The organism is Pseudomonadota bacterium (genome assembly GCA_018823285.1).
Classification (GTDB): domain Bacteria; phylum Desulfobacterota; class Desulfobulbia; order Desulfobulbales; family JAGXFP01; genus JAHJIQ01.
Window position 1 is genome coordinate 61,268 of sequence record JAHJIQ010000018.1, and the last position, 17,030, is coordinate 78,297.

Consider the following 17,030-nt stretch of genomic DNA (forward strand, 5'->3'; position numbering starts at 1 on the left):
CAGGTATATTGCCGACTGAGGGTGCAAATGGCATTTGATCAGGAGTTTTAAGAATGGCGAAGGTCAGAGTATACACATTGGCGAAAGAAGCAGGGATTGAAAACAAGGAGATGGTGGATAAGCTCATTGGGATGGGTTTTGACGTGAAATCTCACAGTTCCGCCCTGGATGATGCTGTGGCCGATGAAGCACGTCAGCAACTCGGTCTTATCGAGACCAAGACTGAGCGGAAGAGAATCCAGTCGGAAGGGAAAACGACCATCATCCGCCGGCGAACCAAAATGGTAGTGGCCGAGGAACCGCCGGCAGAAACTCCGGAAGCCGCGTCGAGCGCCGCAGAGCCGGTTGAAGAATCACCTGGAAAAGAGAGTGCTCCTGAGCAGGCCGAACCGGAAGTGGTTGTGGTTGAAAAGGACATTGAAGAGACGCAGGAGCCCGTTCAATCCGAGGCTGCTGCGGTAGCGGTTACCGAAGGTGAGCCGCCGCCTATTCCTCCTGCGAAACCTGCGGATGAGGCTCTTTCTGAAGGCGATCAGATTGTCGGTGAGCCAATAACTGAAGATAAGAACGAAAGGGAAACGCCGGTTGTTGAGGAGCCTGCCAAGGTGGTGTCGAATAAGCGCACAGGATTGGCCAAGGTTATCAAAAGGTCAGCCATTATCCTTCCTGAAGAAGAGGCACGACCCCAGCGGCCCAAAAAATCAGAGAAGAAAGGGAAGGCGGTAGCCAAGCCTAAAAACGAAGAGATCAGGACTCCGGAGATTCTGGATGATGATGCTGCCGATAAAGGGAAGAAGGGGAAGAGGTATGTGAAGTTCAGTCCTGACCCCACGGCCCGGGAGCGCCAGAAGAAAGGAGGAGGCGGGAAACGAAAAGGACGCGTTGATGTCGACATGGAAGATGTCGATGCTTTTGGCGGCCGTTTGTCCGGAGGGCTCAGAGTGGGCAGAGTCCGCCGGGGAGGAGGCAAGAAATCCAAGCAACATGATTCCGGATCCGAGGTCGCCGAAACCAAGGCAATTAAAAAGCGGATTAAGGTTTTTGAGACCATCACCGTGAGCGATTTTGCGCATCGGATGGGGGTCAAGGGACACGAGATTATCGCAAACCTTATGGGGTTGGGAGTTATGGCAACCTTGAACCAGGCCCTTGATGTGGAAACGGCAACTCTGGTGGCCAATGATTTCGGGTACGAAGTTGAACAGGGGATCACCGAAGAGCAGGCTGTTATCAACCTCGAAGAAACCTACAGCGGTGGGGAAGAAGTTCCAAGACCGCCGGTGGTGACGGTGATGGGGCATGTTGACCATGGCAAGACGTCCATTCTTGATGCCATCCGGAAAACTGATGTGGCAGCGGGAGAGGCCGGGGGCATCACCCAGCATATAGGAGCGCATTATGTGCGGTCGAATCACGGTGACGTGGTCTTTCTTGACACCCCGGGTCATGCGGCGTTCACCGAGATGAGGTCACGCGGCGCCAAAGTCACGGATGTGGTTGTGCTGGTGGTGGCTGCCGACGATGGCGTGATGGACCAGACCCGTGAGGCGATAAGTCATGCCCGGGCAGCCGATGTGCCGATCGTGGTCGCAGTAAACAAAATTGACAAGCCGGATGCGAATGTTGACCGGGTTAAAGGGGAGCTTGCAGAGTATGATCTTTCTCCCGAAGAATGGGGCGGACAGACCATATACTGTGAGACTTCAGCCAAGCAGAATATCGGGATTGAAGAACTTCTGGAGCAGATTCTGCTCCAGGCCGAGATTCTGGAACTGAAAGCCGATCCCGCCAGAAAGGCGAAAGGTTGGGTTGTCGAAGCCCAACTCCACAAGGGAAGGGGCCCGGTTGCGACCATTCTGGTCCAGCACGGCACCCTGAGAGTCGGTGATTCGTTTGTGGTTGGCGAACATTTCGGACGTGTCCGGTCAATGCATAATGACAAGGGATCCATTGTTGAAGAAGCCGGGCCTTCAATGCCTGTTGAAGTGCATGGTCTCAGCGGGGTCCCCAGGGCCGGGGACGAGTTTGTGGTGGTTCCGGACGAAAAGATGGCCAAGACTATTGCCAACCAGCGGCAGATGAAATTACGGGAAACGGAGCTTGCTTCCACCACCAAGATTTCACTGGAAAATCTTTTCGAACATCTCCAGGAAGGAGAAATGAAGGAACTGCGGGTTGTGTTGCGGGCCGACGTTCAGGGAACCCTGGAGGCCTTCAGCTCGGCGATCGAAAAACTCGGGACCGATCAGGTCAAGGTCAAAGTGCTGCATCAGGGTACCGGCGCGATCATTGAATCCGACATTCTCCTTGCTTCGGCCTCGGACGCATTGATCTTCGGATTTAACGTCAGGCCCGGAGTCAAGGCCAAGGAGCTTGCCGCCGCCGAGAATGTGGACATGAGATTCTATGATGTTATTTACCACGCTCTTGACGATATCAGGGGTGCCATGACCGGGCTGCTTGATCCGACTTTTGTCGAGAAGGTCATCGGGACCATCGAAGTGAGGGAAACGTTTAATCATCCCAAGGCCGGGACCATTGCCGGCAGTTATGTGTCTGATGGTCGGGTTGACCGGAATTCCAAGGTCCGGATTGTCCGGGACGGAGTGGTCGTCTATACCGGGAAGATTGGTTCGCTGCGCCGCTTCAAAGACGATGTGAAAGAAGTACAGTCCGGGTTTGAATGTGGTATTAGTATAGAGAACTACAATGATATCAAACCTGGTGATGTCCTGGAAGCCTTCATTATGGAAGAGGTGGCCGGAGAGCTGTAATTATGACGGGCAAAGGATCACGATCCAGGTTCGCTCTGCCGGAGCTTGGCAAAAAAACAGGGCGCAGACCTGCAAGGGTGGCGGACAGTATTAAGAATGAGATCGCCATGCTCCTTTTGCGGAAGGTGAAGGATCCGCGTCTCTATAATGTGACGATTACCGCAGTGGAGATCACCTCTGATCTGCGCCTGGCCCGGGTGAAGTTCAGTTGTTTCGGCCAGGATCCGGAAAAAGTCGGCGATGGGCTGGCCAGCGCCAGGGGATTCATGCGGTCGCACCTTGCCCGGGAGCTTGGGTTGAGGTACGTCCCGGATCTCGAATTCGTCTACGATGTCAGCCTGGAGCGCCAGGCTGAGATGGATAAATTGTTTCGCGAGATAGCCGAAAAAGATGATCAAGCCTCCTGACGAAGTAGTCGCGACCATTGCCGGTGCAAACAGAATTCTGCTGGCCACCCATATATACCCGGATGGCGATGCTCTCGGGTCACAGCTGGCGCTTTCCGAGATTCTCAAATCCCTTGGCAAGGATGTCGTATTATATGCAGAGGAGGAGGTCGGACACCTGTATGAATTCATGCCGGGGTGTCGGAACCTGGTGACGAAACTGCCGGCGCTGTCGGGATTTGATTGCGCGGTGGCGGTTGACTGTGGTGACCAGGCACGCCTTGGTCGTGAAAGAGAGCGGTTGTTGAGCGTTCACCCTTTTGTGATGATTGACCATCACGCCGGGCATAAACCCTTTGGCGATATTCAATGGGTCGACAGTAAACGCGCCTCTACCGGAGAGATGATTTGTGACCTGGCTGCGGCCCTCAAAGCGGATATTTCCTATGAGGCCGCCTACTGTCTTTATGCCGCAATTGTCTCCGACACCGGTTCTTTTAAGTATTCTTCGACTACGGCTGATACGTTCAGGGTGGCCGGCGAATTGATCGGCAAAGGGGTCAAACCCTCCGAGGTTGCCGGCAAGCTCTTTGATAATTTCACCTCGAACCGGTTGCAGCTCCTCCAGATGGTTCTTGATTCCCTTGAGCTGTTTCACAAGAACAGGGTTGCGGTGATCAAAGCGACCGGCGAGATGTTTGCCCGCACCGGAACGGTCCAGGCGGATACCGAGAATTTTATAAATTATCCCCGATCGCTGACGACGGTGAAGGTGGCGGTCTTCATCAAAGAAAGCAGAGACGGGATGATTTCCGTAAGCTTGCGTTCGAAGGGCAGTGGTTATGATGTGGCGAGGATTGCAGGTTCCTTCGGTGGTGGCGGACACTGCAATGCTGCCGGATTCAAATTAAAAGGTGCCACGGTTGCCGAGATTCAGGAGAAACTCCTGCATGAACTTGGGCCTCTGGTCTCTGAACATTAGGCAGAGCGGAATGGAGCAGGGGCAGAGGATGAATGGTTTTGTTGCAGCCTGATGGATGACGGCTCGAAGTGACGATAGAAGCTGGAATTTTTCCTATAGACAAGCCGGTGGGGCCAACTTCTTTCAGGGTTGTCCAGCAGGTCAGACGAGCCCTGGGAATCAAGAAAACAGGGCATGCCGGAACCTTGGACCCATTTGCCTCGGGTTTACTCGTGGTGTGTGTCGGCCGCCCGGCAACCAGGCTTGTTCCGTGGCTGATGGATGGCGAGAAGGTTTATGAAGCCGAGCTGTGCCTTGGGCTTGAAACCGAAACTTTTGATCTGGAAGGAGAAATCGTCGCCAGAAATGAAGTGGGTGATATCGGCGAAGAGACGATATCACGCTGTCTGGCCTCATTCACCGGCAGTCAATTGCAGGTTCCACCTTTGTATTCAGCCTTGAAGCACAAAGGAAAACCGCTTTATTATTATGCGAGAAAAGGGATCGAGATCAGCAGGGAAGCGAGAAAGGTGGAAATCCCGGAGATAAAATGTCTTGATTTCTCCCGGAATATATTGAAGATAAAAGTCCGATGCAGTAAAGGCACCTATATCCGGACCCTGGCTTCTGATATCGGCAGGGTACTTGGTTGCGGTGCCTGCCTGTCTGGTTTGCGGCGGTTGCAGAGCGGTTTCCTGTCGGTTGCCGAGGCCGTTGATGGCAACGTTTTAGCCGATGGGGTGGCTGCTGCAGAAGAGATTTTAATGCAACGGATGATCACGGTGGAAACTGTGAGGAGCAGATTGCTTATATAGTAGGAGTCGATGGCCGTCAGCGGCTATGATATCCTGAATTGTTAATTATTTTTTGGAGGAGTACGCAGTGACCTTAAAAGTAGACGAAAAACGTGAGATCATGGGCAAATTCGGTAAACATGAGAAGGATACCGGCTCGCCTGAAGTGCAGATTGCCCTGCTCAGCAGCCGGATTACCTATCTGACCGAGCATTTCCAGAGCCACAAAAAAGATCATCATTCCCGACGCGGCCTGTTGAAACTGGTAGGGCAGAGAAGGAGTCTTCTCAATTATCTCAAGGAGAAGGATGTCGACCGGTATCGCAATGTGATCAAGGAGCTCGGGATCAGGAAATAAAGCTTAAGTTGAGCAGCTCGTATGCTCGTACGAAACTTATACCCCTCAAGGGGGTACTGAAGTGAGTACCCGCAGGGTGAAAGCTGCTGCGATTCATTCTGGCTGAATTGTTGCTTTCTCTGCCGGATCCTCAAGGTGAAGAGGATCCTGGTAACGTTTCGATTTCGTTAAAATGTCAGGATGCCAGAGAATTTGGACTCTTTTTGTACCATAAATGCGAAATGGCGCAGGTGTGGTGGATGAGTCAACTATCAAAACCTGTAAAGTGCTGTTGTGATGATTTTTGTCTCGCTTTGCAGGATTAGCGGATGAACGCTTAGGAGTGTACATGTATAAAAAAGTAGAAGTTGAAGTAGGTGGCAGAAACATGACCATCGAAACCGGGAGGATCGCCAAACAGGCCGGTGGGGCGGTTGTGGTCACTTATGGAGATACGGTGGTCCTGGTGACTGCCACGGCGGCACCGTCTGCCAATCCGAATGCAGATTTTTTACCCCTGACCGTAGAGTATCAGGAACGTTTTTATGCGGTTGGCCGTATTCCGGGGAGCTTCTTCAGACGGGAAATCGGTCGTCCGACCGAAAAAGAGACCTTGACCTGCCGGTTCATCGATCGTCCGTTGCGCCCGTTGTTTGCGGAAGGATATCAGAATGAGACCCAGGTTATCAGCACCGTCCTTTCTGCCGATAAACAGAATGATCCTGACATGCTGGCCATGGTTGGCGCGTCCTGTGCTCTCGGGATATCCAATATCCCTTTTCTGGGTCCGATTGCCGGAGTTCGAGTCGGGTACATCGACGGGCAGTATGTGGTGAATCCGACCCAGGACCAGCAGGCGAATTCCAGAATGGACCTGATCGTTGCCGGCACCAAAGATGCGGTTGTGATGGTCGAGGGCGGCGCCGACAGCCTTTCCGAGGCGGAGGTGCTGGCCGGTATTTTCTTTGGGCATGAGTGTTTGCAGCCGATCCTTGCTATCCAGGAGGAGATGCGGGAGGCGGTCGGGAAAACCAAGATGACCGTTATCCCCAAGCCGGTGAATGTCGAGATGCAGAAAAGGGTGGCTGATGTTGCCGCAGGCGACATGCAGAAGGTCATTGTCGTCAAGGACAAAATGGAGCGAAGCGCCGCGCATAAAGATCTTCAGGATCGGGTGGTCGAGGCTCTGGCGGGTGAATTTCCCGAATCGGAAACCGAAATCAAGGCGGCGTTCAAAGAACTGAACAAGCGGATGATGCGTGACCGGATTGTCAAGGAAGATGCCCGGATCGATGGCCGCCGGATGGACGAAATCCGTCCCATCCAGTGTGAAGTCGGCGCTTTGCCGATGGTCCACGGCTCCTCGCTGTTCACCAGGGGTGAGACGCAGGCCATCGTTACCGCAACCCTTGGCAGCGGTGAAGACGAACAGCGGGTTGAATCGTTGTATGGCATGGATTTCAACCCCTTTATGCTCCATTACAATTTTCCTCCCTACTGTGTGGGAGAGGTCAGGTTTATGAGAGGCCCCAGCCGGCGGGATATCGGTCACGGCGCGCTTGCAACCAGGGCCATCAAAGCGGTTCTGCCGGATCGTGAGAAATTCCCTTACACCTTGCGAATCGTGTCCGAGATCACCGAGTCCAACGGGTCTTCATCCATGGCTACCGTCTGTGGCGGCAGCATGGCGCTGATGGATGCCGGCGTGCCGATCAGAAAGCCGGTGGCCGGTATTGCCATGGGACTGATCAAGGAGGATGACAAGATTGTGGTGTTGTCTGATATTCTTGGCGATGAGGACCATCTTGGCGACATGGATTTCAAGGTGACCGGTACCGATGAAGGCATTACCGCATTGCAGATGGATATCAAGATTGCCGGGGTTTCCAAGGAGATCATGGGCCGTGCCCTTGATCAGGCAAAAGCCGGGCGGTTGCACATCCTCGGCAAGATGCAGGAAGGGATCGCCGAACCGCGGGCTGAGCTTCCGGAGCATGCGCCGAAAATATTCAGCATGCAGATAAACCCGGACAAGATCCGTGATCTGATTGGCCCGGGAGGAAAAATCATCAAGGGTCTCAGCGCCGATTATGGGGTCAAGATTGATGTTGATGATTCCGGCAAGGTCAGTATTTTTGCGCCGGATGGTCGGGTGGGCGCCGAGGTGACTGCGAAGATCAAGGGGATCACCGAAGAGGCGGAGATCGGCAAGGTGTACACCGGCACGGTCCAGAAGATTGTTGACTTCGGTGCTTTCGTTGAGATTCTGCCCGGCACTGATGGGCTGGTCCATATCTCTGAACTTGACAACAAAAGAGTTGAGAATGTCTCCGATGTTGTCAAAGAGGGCGATACCATTGAGGTCAAGGTTCTCAATATTGATCAGCGCGGGAAAATTCGCCTCAGCCGTAAAGCCTTGCTCGATTGATGGTCGGGTATCCTATGGATGCGTTAGCGGCTGATTGATGTATCAGAAAACTGTCCTCGACAACTCGGTCCGGATCGTGACCGAGAAGCTCCCGTCTCAGACGGTCTCCATAGGAATATGGATAGACACCGGCTCCCGTGACGAGGATGAGTTCAATAATGGCAGTGCTCATTTCGTTGAGCACATGCTTTTCAAAGGGACACGTTGCAGAACCGCTCAGCAGATTGCCAGGGAACTGGATATGCTGGGCGGTATGTCCAATGCCTTCACCTCCACCGAGCAAACCTCCCTATACGCAACAGTTCTTGACAGTCACCTGGAAAAAGCGGTCGATCTTCTCGGAGATCTCTTCCTGAATTCTGTGTTCTCAGATGAGGAAGTTGAGTCTGAAAGACAGGTGATTCTGCAGGAAATTGCCATGGTTGAGGACACTCCTGACGACCGGGTGCATGAAATCTTCGCCTCCCTGATTTGGAACGGGCATCCTCTGGGGAACACTGTTCTCGGATCACACGAAGTTGTTTCAGGGCTCAATCGGGAGATCCTTCTGGAGTATGTCAGGAAGCAGTATCTGCCGGAAAGGATCATCATCGTTGCGGCGGGCAGTGTGGATCATCAACGCTTTGTTGATCTCTGGCAGCAGAAGCTGTCTTCACTTGCTGGGTCGCCTTCCCTGCTGCACCGGGTCACTCCGGCGGTTGAACCACTTTTGCTGAAGGTTGTGCACAAACCCCTTGAACAGGTCCATCTTGTCCTCGGAACCAAAGGGTTGCCGATTACCTCTGAAGACCGCTATAAATTGATGCTTCTCAATATTATCCTGGGAGGGAACATGAGTTCGCGGCTCTACCAGGAGATCCGGGAAAAGCGGGGGCTTGCCTATTCTGTTTATTCGTATCTGGTCTCATATTCGGATAGTGGGTATCTGGGAATCTATCTCGGGGTTGATCCGAACACTCTGCTTCAAGTGGTGGATCTGGTGAAAACTGAGCTGGATCTGTTTGTTTCAGGACCGGTTACGGAAGAAGAGCTGTCCCGGGCAGTTGATTACACCAAAGGGGGGATGTATCTGTCGGCGGAGAATATGGAAGCGAGAATGACCAGACTGGCCAGAAATGAACTGTTTTTCCATCGGAGCATAGCCATGGAAGAGGTGGCTGAGAGGCTTGAGGGAGTTACGCCGATGCATATTATGGAGATGGCAAAAAGTCTGTTGAGTGGGAGCCCTTTAAGTTTGTCGGTCATTGGTCCGGTGGATGAGAAGATTGTCCTCGGATTGAAAATCTGAAAGACTTCAGCGGTGAGAATCATGCAACAAGAAGTGAGGGTCAGTTTCTGCCGGTTAAGACCGCATGATGGTGAAGACCTTGATCTGCCGCAATATCACTCAGAGCTTGCTGCGGGCATGGATATTGAGGCGGACGTGGCAGGGGCGGTGACTCTGGATCCTGGAGAGAGGCTGCTGATCCCCACAGGTTTCGCGGCCTCGATTCCTGCCGGGTATGAAATTCAGGTCAGGCCGAGAAGCGGACTCGCGATCAAACATGGTGTTACCGTAATCAACGCCCCGGGAACAATTGACGCTGATTATCGTGGTGAGATAAAGGTGGGCTTGGTGAATCTCGGGGACGCCCCGTATACCATACACAGGCGGGACCGGATTGCTCAGCTTGTAGTGGCTCCTGTCTGCAGGGCAATTGTTGCGGAAGTTGCCGAGCTTGACAGCACCAAACGGCAGACAGGTGGCTTTGGTCATACGGGAAAGTGAATGGTCCCACGGCAAAAGACACTATACAACTGGATGACAGGCTGATGCGGTTCTGTGTTCTGGGGAGCGGCAGCAAGGGGAATTCGACTTTCATTGAAGGGGGCGACACCCGAATTCTTGTTGATGCCGGATTCTCCGGTCTTGAGCTGGAACGGCGCCTTGCTTCCGTGGGGGTTGATCCTTCATCACTGAGTGCGATTGTAGTAACTCATGAACATAGTGACCATATTCGCGGCGTTCAGGCTTTGTCCAGACGTTTCGGGTTGACTGTGCTGGCCAGTGCGGCGACCATGAAGGCGGCTGGAAATACTCTGGCAAAAGTGGCCCGATGGACCGAAATCCAAGCCGGACGGACTTTCTCCCTAGATGAACTGGTTATTCATCCTTTCTCGGTTTCCCACGACGTTGTTGATCCTTTGGGATTTGTGATCGGATATCAGGGGTTGTCCGTCGGTTACTGCACAGATACCGGCAGCGTTTCAAGGGTGATGCAGCATCGTCTCGGCGGCTGCAACGGGTTGATTCTGGAATGTAACCATGATCCGGTGATGCTCAGGAACGGGAGCTATCCACCACATCTGCAGCAGAGGATCCGCTCAAAAGAAGGACATCTGGCAAACTCAGAGGCGGCAGAGTTACTTGCCGAGCTGATTCATGATGGCTTGGAACATGTGGTTCTGGCTCATTTGAGTGAAAGCAACAACACTCCGGAACTGGCGCGAAGGGAGGTTGAGATTTATCTGAATTCGAAGGGGTTTGGAGAATGTATGCTCCGAGGGTTCGTTCTCTCGGTTGCCGGGCAGGAAAAAACTGGGAGCATGATTCATCTTGGCGGTAGAGGCGCCGGAAGGGGTTTCTGAGTGTAAACCGTGCGCAGGTTGGCTTTTTTCGTAATGAGCCCTACTTCTTAAACATTTCGTTCAGGAATTTTTCTGACAGCCCTTTCACAATATCTCCCTGTTCAGGGCTGACGCCCAATTCCTTTTTGATGGCTTCCCCGAGCTTCTCCTCCGCTTTCTTGACGACAATCTTCTGCACCCGGTTCACGCTCTCTTTTTCGTCAAAGCGGAGCTTTGGTTCATTGGTTGAACCTTGGAGCAGAACGTGCAGGGAAATTCGCCCCTGATCATCGGCAAGATAGTTGCTGTAAGCGCTTTTTTCTGCAAGTTTCAGGCTGTTCTCCTGTGAAAGGAGAAGTGTGAGAGGCAGATCAAGATTCCCGTTGAGGCCGATTCGGCCCTCACCTTTCAGATCAAACTGTGAACTTGTGAGAGATGCGGTCAGCTGGACGTCGCCGTTGACGATTTTGAGTGATCCCGTCAGATCTTTAAAGCGCAGATTCTCCACTTCAGGAATTTCAAGCAGCGCGGCTAAGGCCGATGAGATCGGAGACTTTATCCCGCCATCTGCGAGGAGGTAGTCTCCCTCACCGGAGAGGGTGTTCTGCAGTGTGGGCCACTCAAGACCGGTTCCATTGAAGGTGAGACTGGTTGTGAGGGCTCCAGACAGATTTTCTGTCGGCTTCCCGAGTTTTTCAAGGAGTTCCGAGAGTGCTATCCCTTTCGCTTTCAAGTCACCGGTGAAGATTGGCTCCTGCGGTTTAAGATCAAGGATAACGTTGCCGATAATGTTGCCTCCGAAAATTTCACCGCTGAAATTCTTCAGGGTGACGACATGGTTGTTGAGGCTGTAATAAACCTTGATGTTTCTGGCTTTGAACTTTGTGCTGATCAGTTCTGAAATGGTGATATCTCCAAGACAGGAGAAATTCTGGGTTTTTGCGGCAGGCTCTTTTCCGGCAGGCGAGGAGGATTGTGCTGCAACTCCTTCTACTTCCAGGGTTTCTTGGGCCGCAGGTTGCACAGGTTCAACTGTGGGAGGTGTGGGTAAAGCCGCCTGGCCAGTTTCCGGTGCCAGGGCCGGAATTGCATCGGCAGGTGCCTGGTTGACTTCTCCGGTGACGGGTTCGCTTATCTCAGCAGCTTCGGTCAGAGTCGGGATTGGCGGCGCTGTTTCTGCAGGTTTTTTTTTCCCAGTGGTTTTCTGTGAGTTAATCAGGGTTGTGATGTTGTCGAGATTGAGTCTTGATGAGTTGACGTTCAGTTTGATCTCCGGTCGGGAGGCGTAGTTGTCGACAATGCCATTAAAAATAAGTTTTTCAAACCCCATGCTGATATTGCCCTGGAAACTGAATGCTTTTTGGGTGAACCTCCCGTCAAGCATCAGCACAGGTTTCTGGTCTTTATAAATTCCGTTGGCCAGAATGGTAGTCGTCCCGGAAATCGAGGTGCTTGCCAGATCTTTGCCGAGGGATATGGAGAGGGCGGCATCGCCATTTGCGTCAATGCGGGGAAGCTCCCCGGTCAGATCTGTGAAGGTGAGGGTGCCCTTGCTGACAGAAACACTTTCAAAGGTGAGGGCAAGGGGCAACGGATCAACATACTCTTGACTGGGGTCATCCTCAACTTTTTGCCCTTTTACCGGTTTGCCGATGTTCGCGAGATTGAGAATTCCTCTCTTGTTTTTTACAATATTGAGCTTGGGATTATTGACCTGAACGGATTTGATGACAAGCTTCCCCTGCAAAAGAGGCAGCAGTTCATAATGCAGGTTGAACGAGTCTATTGAGGCGAAGGTTTCTTCAGGGTTTTGATCCTTGATAACAAGGTTTGTGAAGTTGATCCCTTTGAAGATGGAAACTTTGATCGTGCCAATTTCAACGTTTCTTGCCAGGGCCTTCTCTACCGGCTTGATCAGAATGGCTTTCAGTCGAGGACCTGAGAGAAAATTAGTAAGGAGTGTGGTGAGAAAGATGTAAATACCAGACACCAGCGCAGCAAGGATGAGCAGGGTTGTAAATTTGTTCTTCATTTTTTTTCAACGCAAGTTCATAAAGAAGTTTAGTTATTTAACGTTTCCTGGAAGGGCCGGCAAGGGCACCCAGAAAAAGACAGGCTCGCCTTCTTAAAACCTTATTCTGGTTATTTTGCAAGAGATTATAGCAAATTTACTATAAAAAACAAAAGGTTACCTAGGCAAGAACTTATTTGTTGGGAATCGATGCGTGGATGATGGGTGGGAGGTGCATGCCTGTGAATGTTACTGATGATGCCCGGTGGAAAAAGAAATAAATAAAACTGCCGAATGTCAAGAGGCACTCGGCAGTCTTATCGTTGCTGTTTTTGCGACGTCGGGGATCAGTAGATATCAATATATGTATCAAGTTCCCAGTCGGTAACTGCAATCCGGTATGCGTCCCACTCCTTTTCCTTGCCGATCACGTACTTTTCGAAAATGTGGCTTCCCAGCGTTTCTTTGGCAATCCGGTTTTTTTTGAATTCGTTCAGGGCTTCCAGAAGTGAAGATGGCATGCTCTGGATTTTCGCCCTCCGCATCTGGTTCGGGGTCATCTTGTAGATATTGACATTGGTTGATTTAGGAGGTGTCAGGTTGTTTTTTATCCCGTCAAGTCCGGAATTCAGCATCATCGCAAAGGCAAGATAGGGGTTGCAGGTTGGATCAGGGCAACGCACCTCGACCCTGGTGCCGAGACCACGGGAAGCCGGAATACGCATCAGGGCGCTGCGATTGGATGCAGACCATGCCACGTATACCGGAGCTTCATAGCCCGGAACCAGGCGCTTGTATGAATTGACCAGCGGGTTGGTGACTGCGGCAAAGCCCCGGGCGTTCTTGGCGATTCCTGCAATATACTGGTATGCCAACTTGCTGAGCTGGAGGGGGTCTTTTTTGTCGAAGAAAACATTGTTGCCTTTCAGGTCGAACAGTGACTGGTTGGTGTGCATACCGGAACCGTTGATCCCGAAAACCGGTTTAGGCATAAATGTTGCGTGAAGCCCATGTTTCTTGGCGATTGTTTTGACGACCCATTTGAAAGTAACGGTGTTGTCTGCACAGGTAAGGGCATCGGCATATTTGAAATTGACTTCATGCTGGCCTTCCGCAACTTCGTGGTGCGAAGCTTCGATTTCAAAGCCCATTTCTTCAAGGGTCTCGATGATTTCGCGGCGGCAGTTGATGCCGGTATCATCAGGGTCGACGCTGAAATATCCTGCCGAGTCGTTGGTGATCGTGGTTGAAAGACCCTCCTCGTCTCTCTCAAACAGGAAAAATTCGGCCTCGGTTCCAACGTTCATGGTGTAGCCCATTTTTTTTGCTTCGGCCAGAACGCGTTTCAGGTTGACCCTTGGGCAGCCCACGTATGGAGTTCCATCCGGGAGGGCGATATCGCAGATAATTCTCGCAGCGGCTTTGCCGTCGATTTTACGCCAGGGAAGAACGACGAAGGTGTCGTAATCGGGCTTGAGGTACATGTCTGACTCGTTGATCCGGGCAAAACCGTCGATTGAAGACCCGTCAAACATCATCTGCCCGTCCAGGGCTTTTTCGATCTGGCTGAGAGGGATTGCGACGTTTTTCATGAAGCCGTTTACGTCTACGAACTGCAATCTGAAAAAACGTACATTCTGTTCCTTGATGATCTTCAGGATCTGGGATTTGGTAATAGCCATTTTTTTTCTCCTTAACAAAATATTGTGGTTGATTCTTGACAATTTTGTAACAGGTGCCCGTTTGTTCGTCCGGGTCGAGTCTGTTCAGGGACTGACTGTATACAGCAGGGCTTTTTTTATCTCATCAAGGGTCTCGCTGTTTTCGATTTTTTTCTTGTCCGGGGTCTGCAGGTAAAAAACGTCAACGAGTTGTTCGAGGCGCGTGGAAATCATTGCCCGCGAGATATTCAGCTCAAAGTCGGCAAGGGTCCTGGTGATGTTGTACAGAAGCGCCGGCTGGTCATCGGCGTGGATTTCGATGATGGTGTACTGGTCTGAAGTTTTGTTATCCGTGACCACTTTTGCCTGGTGACGGCTCCTCTTCGCTCCTTTTCTTGCCCCGTGCAGCGGGTTGAGCCGGTCTGCAAGCCGATGGGAAAGTCCGAGACGGTTATCCACGGCTTTTGCAAGGTCGGTGTTAAGCTTGTTCCAGTCCTGCTCGATAAAGCTGGTGTTGAAATCAGGTCTGACATCAATCTGGTCCACAACCGTTCCGTCGGGCCAGGTGTTGATTTTTGCCGCCAGAACTCTCAGGTTGTTCAGGGTAAGAGTGCCGCAGATCTTTGCCAGAAGTCCAGTCTTGTCGGTGCTTACAACAAGGATGGACCAATAGCTGCCTCGGTCTGCAGGAGCTGAAACGATCTTGTGGTCTTTCAGTTGCTCACGCATTTTCAAATGAATTTTTATTTCTTCCGGAGTGAAACTTGTCAGGTATTCATCGGGAAGAGCGTCGACATTCTGGACTTCAGACGGGTCAATGAGGGATCTGACCTTGTCCCGCATCCATTGAACGGCAGAACTGAGATCAGGTTTTGCTTTTCCCTTGTGATCGAAGAAAATTGCGGTTTTGAGAAAGAGCTCCTGGAGAAGAGTTCCTTTCCATTCGCTCCATGATGCAGGTCCGGTTGCCTTGGCGTCGGCAATCGACAGCAGGTACAACATGTTCAGCATGTTGCTGTTGCCGATATGCTCTGCAAACCTGCTGATCAGGGTTTCATCTTCAAGATCACGGCGCTGGGCGGTGTGGGCCATGAAGAGATGGTTTCTGATCAGAAAATCAAGGTCATCCACCTCCTGCTCCGCCAAGCCAAGGCGGAACCCGACTCCACGGGCAATTTCTGCGCCTTCCGCAGAGTGTTCTTTCCCGCTTCCTTTGCCGATATCATGCAGGAGAGCCGCCAGATACAGGACATTGTGGGAGGTTATGTCGGTAAAGATTTCAGGATACTCCTGCGAGAGAGCGGTTGTTTCCGAAACAGTCTGCAGAAGGTGGCGATCCACAGTATTGGTATGGTAAATATCGTGCTGGGCAAGAGATTCGATTTTGCCGAATTCCGGAATGTACCTGACCAGCAGTCCGGTTTCCAGAAGGAGCGTGAGCAGGTCTTCTTTATTGACATTGATCTTCAGGGCGTTCAGAAAATACCGGGCATTCTGTCTCGAGTTGCGGAATCTGTCATCGATCAGGAGCAGATTGTCGGCAATAGCCTGCCGTGTCCGGTAATGGATCGGCAGGCCGGATTCCGCGGCACGGCTGAACAGGGACATCAGCAGGGCAGGCTTTTCAGGAATTCGGGAGGGGTCTGCGAGTCTTATGCGACCGTTGAAGATTTCAAGATCTTCGTCGATTGACCGGTCTTTGACGCTCGGTTTATTTCTGGAGATTTTTTCCGAGGTATACTCAAAAAACAGGTCTGTTGAGACTTTGATGGATTGCAGATTCCTGTAGAGTTGCTGCATGAAGGATTCAACAGCAAATTGTCCGGGAGAATCTTTATAGCCGAGGGCGTGAGCGATACTTTCCTGGTGCTCATAATAGAGCTGGTCGTTTTTTCTGCCGCTCAGGTAATGAAGGCGGTTCCTGATCCTGACCAGGGCTTCGGAGCTTTCTTCAAGCCGGGATCGTTCATCGGTACTGATCAGGCCTGAAATTTCCATATCTCTGATATTGGTGAATCCGAAAAGGACCTTTGCAGTCCAGCGCATGGTTTGAATATCCCTGAAGCCGCCTCGGCCCTCTTTGATGTCGGGTTCGAGCTGGAAGCTGTGGCCGCCGTATTTTTTATGTCTTTCCTGGGTGCTGGCGGTGATCTTCTCAAAAAACTCCTTGCGTCTGCCTTCAATGAATTTTTTGCGATAGGACTCGGAAAGCCGATCCATAGCTTTCTGTGAGCCTGCGACAAGTCTGCTGTCCAGCAGGGATGTCTGCAGGTGGAAATCTTTTTTGCAGTCAGCAATACACTCCTTTACCGTTCTGACGCTGTGGCCGACCTCAAGTCCGCTGTCCCAGAGAGGGTACAGGATCGCTCCCACCAGTTTTTCAAGCAGGCCCTGTTGTATCCGTCCTTCATGGAGGAACAGCAGGTCGATGTCCGAAAAGGGGTAAAGCTCCCCGCGACCGTACCCGCCGGTGGCGACCAGTGCGACGCCGTCATCCGGCCCGGCCACGGTGGTGAAGAGTCGGGCGAGACACGAATCGACAACTTCCGAGTGTCTGGAAAGCAGGGCGCTCCCGCTCAGGCCGGAATCCCAGAGTTTGCGGAGTGTGTCCCGTCCCGCTTTGAGTTCTTCCTTCATCTGGAATCAGGATGTTTAGATGGCTTCCTTGCCTTTTTCTCCGGTACGGACCCTGACCACCTCTTCAACCGGCAGGACGAAAATTTTGCCGTCCCCGATCTTTTCAGTGTTGGCGGCATCACGGATTGTATCAACCACCTTGTCGACCAGGGTGGCCTCAATGACTATCTCAAGTTTGATTTTTGGAATGAAGTCTACCTGGTATTCCGCACCGCGATAGATCTCCTTGTGTCCCTTCTGGCGTCCATAACCTTTCACCTCGGAGACGGTCATCCCTTTTATGCCTATGGAGTTTAAGGCTTCCTTTACATCGTCGAGTTTAAACGGCTTAATGATTGCTTCAATTTTTTTCATCTGCTTCTCCTTTCTTTCATCTGCCCGGAATCCGGATCATTATCTGGCGCCGGGAGATGACCTTTGGTTTCTTGAGTCTT

General features: G+C 51.9%; 13 protein-coding genes. 9 read left to right on the top strand and 4 right to left on the bottom strand.

The features are described from left to right. Positions 1-53: 53 nt before the first annotated feature. The 9 genes from infB (at position 54) to KKG35_05805 (ending at position 10,308) form a co-directional block, all read left to right on the top strand. Positions 54-2,774 (top strand): translation initiation factor IF-2, encoded by a 2,721-nt coding sequence (infB, locus tag KKG35_05765; protein ID MBU1737627.1) that lies wholly within the window; start codon positions 54-56, stop codon positions 2,772-2,774. A gap of 2 nt (positions 2,775-2,776) precedes the next feature. Further along, positions 2,777-3,181, top strand: coding sequence for a 30S ribosome-binding factor RbfA (gene rbfA / locus KKG35_05770; GenBank protein ID MBU1737628.1), 405 nt, complete (start codon positions 2,777-2,779; stop codon positions 3,179-3,181). Next, the gene (locus tag KKG35_05775; protein MBU1737629.1) at positions 3,165-4,142 is read left to right on the top strand and encodes a bifunctional oligoribonuclease/PAP phosphatase NrnA; all 978 of its coding nucleotides are present in this window, start codon (positions 3,165-3,167) and stop codon (positions 4,140-4,142) included. Before rbfA ends, KKG35_05775 begins: the two co-directional genes overlap by 17 nt. Before the next feature lie 68 nt (positions 4,143-4,210). Beyond that, entirely contained in the window at positions 4,211-4,936 is a 726-nt protein-coding gene (gene truB, locus KKG35_05780) for a tRNA pseudouridine(55) synthase TruB (protein ID MBU1737630.1), read from the top strand. Positions 4,937-5,003: 67 nt separating this feature from the next. Beyond that, on the top strand, positions 5,004-5,273 hold the full coding sequence (gene rpsO / locus KKG35_05785) for a 30S ribosomal protein S15 (GenBank protein ID MBU1737631.1): 270 nt from the start codon (positions 5,004-5,006) through the stop codon (positions 5,271-5,273). 328 nt (positions 5,274-5,601) lie between these two features. Continuing rightward, the gene (gene pnp, locus KKG35_05790) at positions 5,602-7,680 is read left to right on the top strand and encodes a polyribonucleotide nucleotidyltransferase (protein MBU1737632.1); all 2,079 of its coding nucleotides are present in this window, start codon (positions 5,602-5,604) and stop codon (positions 7,678-7,680) included. 37 nt (positions 7,681-7,717) lie between these two features. Continuing rightward, positions 7,718-8,968: an insulinase family protein gene (locus KKG35_05795; GenBank protein MBU1737633.1), complete on the top strand. Its 1,251-nt coding sequence runs from the start codon at positions 7,718-7,720 to the stop codon at positions 8,966-8,968. 21 nt (positions 8,969-8,989) lie between these two features. Then, the gene (dut, locus tag KKG35_05800) at positions 8,990-9,448 is read left to right on the top strand and encodes a dUTP diphosphatase (protein MBU1737634.1); all 459 of its coding nucleotides are present in this window, start codon (positions 8,990-8,992) and stop codon (positions 9,446-9,448) included. Positions 9,449-9,492: 44 nt separating this feature from the next. Continuing rightward, the gene (locus tag KKG35_05805; GenBank protein ID MBU1737635.1) at positions 9,493-10,308 is read left to right on the top strand and encodes an MBL fold metallo-hydrolase; all 816 of its coding nucleotides are present in this window, start codon (positions 9,493-9,495) and stop codon (positions 10,306-10,308) included. Positions 10,309-10,348: 40 nt separating this feature from the next. Here the strand turns inward: KKG35_05805 and KKG35_05810 are convergent, their stop codons facing one another. From KKG35_05810 to KKG35_05825, 4 genes are all read right to left on the bottom strand, one after another. After that, positions 10,349-12,319, bottom strand: coding sequence for a YdbH domain-containing protein (locus tag KKG35_05810; GenBank protein MBU1737636.1), 1,971 nt, complete (start codon positions 12,317-12,319; stop codon positions 10,349-10,351). Positions 12,320-12,645: 326 nt separating this feature from the next. Continuing rightward, complete coding sequence (glnA, locus tag KKG35_05815; protein ID MBU1737637.1) at positions 12,646-13,974, bottom strand: type I glutamate--ammonia ligase; 1,329 nt, start codon at positions 13,972-13,974, stop codon at positions 12,646-12,648. Between the two features lie 90 nt (positions 13,975-14,064). Next, on the bottom strand, positions 14,065-16,596 hold the full coding sequence (gene glnD, locus KKG35_05820; protein ID MBU1737638.1) for a [protein-PII] uridylyltransferase: 2,532 nt from the start codon (positions 16,594-16,596) through the stop codon (positions 14,065-14,067). 15 nt (positions 16,597-16,611) lie between these two features. Next, positions 16,612-16,950, bottom strand: coding sequence for a P-II family nitrogen regulator (locus KKG35_05825; GenBank protein MBU1737639.1), 339 nt, complete (start codon positions 16,948-16,950; stop codon positions 16,612-16,614). Positions 16,951-17,030: the final 80 nt, after the last annotated feature.

Coding starts and splice junctions, on each gene's coding strand:
- infB (MBU1737627.1), top strand. CDS start 54: ATGGCGAAGGTCAGAGTATACACATTGGCGAAAGAAGCAGGGATTGAA.
- rbfA (MBU1737628.1), top strand. CDS start 2,777: ATGACGGGCAAAGGATCACGATCCAGGTTCGCTCTGCCGGAGCTTGGC.
- KKG35_05775 (MBU1737629.1), top strand. CDS start 3,165: ATGATCAAGCCTCCTGACGAAGTAGTCGCGACCATTGCCGGTGCAAAC.
- pnp (MBU1737632.1), top strand. CDS start 5,602: ATGTATAAAAAAGTAGAAGTTGAAGTAGGTGGCAGAAACATGACCATC.
- KKG35_05795 (MBU1737633.1), top strand. CDS start 7,718: ATGTATCAGAAAACTGTCCTCGACAACTCGGTCCGGATCGTGACCGAG.
- dut (MBU1737634.1), top strand. CDS start 8,990: ATGCAACAAGAAGTGAGGGTCAGTTTCTGCCGGTTAAGACCGCATGAT.
- KKG35_05805 (MBU1737635.1), top strand. CDS start 9,493: ATGCGGTTCTGTGTTCTGGGGAGCGGCAGCAAGGGGAATTCGACTTTC.
- KKG35_05810 (MBU1737636.1), bottom strand. CDS start 12,319: ATGAAGAACAAATTTACAACCCTGCTCATCCTTGCTGCGCTGGTGTCT.
- glnD (MBU1737638.1), bottom strand. CDS start 16,596: ATGAAGGAAGAACTCAAAGCGGGACGGGACACACTCCGCAAACTCTGG.
- KKG35_05825 (MBU1737639.1), bottom strand. CDS start 16,950: ATGAAAAAAATTGAAGCAATCATTAAGCCGTTTAAACTCGACGATGTA.